2 protein-coding genes are annotated in these 1089 nt (G+C 31.4%); both read right to left on the reverse strand.

Annotated elements, in window-relative coordinates; genetic code table 11:
• A partial coding sequence (locus ACWIX0_RS13700; protein WP_454174539.1) for a hypothetical protein occupies positions 1–183 on the reverse strand: 183 nt, incomplete at its 3' end.
• Between the two features lie 202 nt (positions 184–385).
• Positions 386–1089: hypothetical protein (locus ACWIX0_RS13705; RefSeq protein WP_454174540.1), on the reverse strand; the 704-nt coding region annotated here is incomplete at its 5' end.

A 1089-nucleotide genomic window follows, 5' to 3' on the forward strand; every position in this document is an offset into this window, starting at 1 on the left:
GCCATCTATTTGTGCGTTGTTATCAGTAAAAACAAAAGTCCAAAAACGCGAGCGATGATAAAATTGACTTGCTGTTGAAAATTTTCCTTTGATTGTTATGCGCTCCCCTTTTTGCAATGTAATTATTTCATTGCTTGGTTGTGTGTTGCTTATGCCGTTTTGTATGATTGTTATGTTATCCATTGCATATTCCTTTAGTTGTGATTGTCGCTTGCAATTCTTGGATTTTGTCCATTTTTTGTCCTTTTTTAATAAGATTTGGTATAATGCGTTTTAGTTTGTATCGCGGTGGTAAGCCTAAACCTGTTTCTATCTAAGGGGCTTATTTCACAAACGGCTTTTTGTTGTGATAGATTGCAAAAAGTGTCTGCGCGATGCAAGCATTTTATTCTTTGGCTACATACTTTATACTTACTCTACCATTTTTTAATATTTGCTTCAGTCTAGTATTTTTTTCATCTAGGTAATATGTCTTAAAATTTGTAATTCCTTTTTCATTTACTGCGATTCCAAAAAGATTTAACATATTTTTTTCTTTGTCATAAAATGGTTTATAAAAGTATATGCTACCTTTTCCATTTGTGTTGTCTTCGACTATAAAAAGCGGATTCCTAAAAGTTTCAAAAAATCCACCTTTGATAGCTGTTCTGTCTTTGTGATAAGTGTTGTTTTTAAAATGTTGTAAGGCATATTGTGTATTGACTTTTACTTCCCCTAGCGGTGTGGATATATAACCTATATTGTTTTCTATTCTGTCAAAAACCCCTCTAAAATCGCTTATGTTATTAAAATTTGCCTGTGGTAAAGATTCTATTTTATTGCTATTTATTGCATTTTTTATAGCTTGGCTTAATTCTTTATTAAAAATTTCATTACTCAAAGCGTTTATTTCCTTTGCTTGTTTTATAAAAGTTTGCGGTGAAATTTGCCTTAAAATCTTAGCAAATAAAGGCAAATTATTTTTTTCTAAGGCTTTGTATTTGTTTTGTATGCTTTGTATTTGTTTTACAGCGTGTTTTTGCATTATTTTGTTACCTAAAGCTTTGCTTGCGATACCCCCTGCGATAAACCCTGCTAAAAACTTCTCAG

The sequence above is a fragment of the Helicobacter sp. T3_23-1059 genome, from assembly GCF_053654515.1.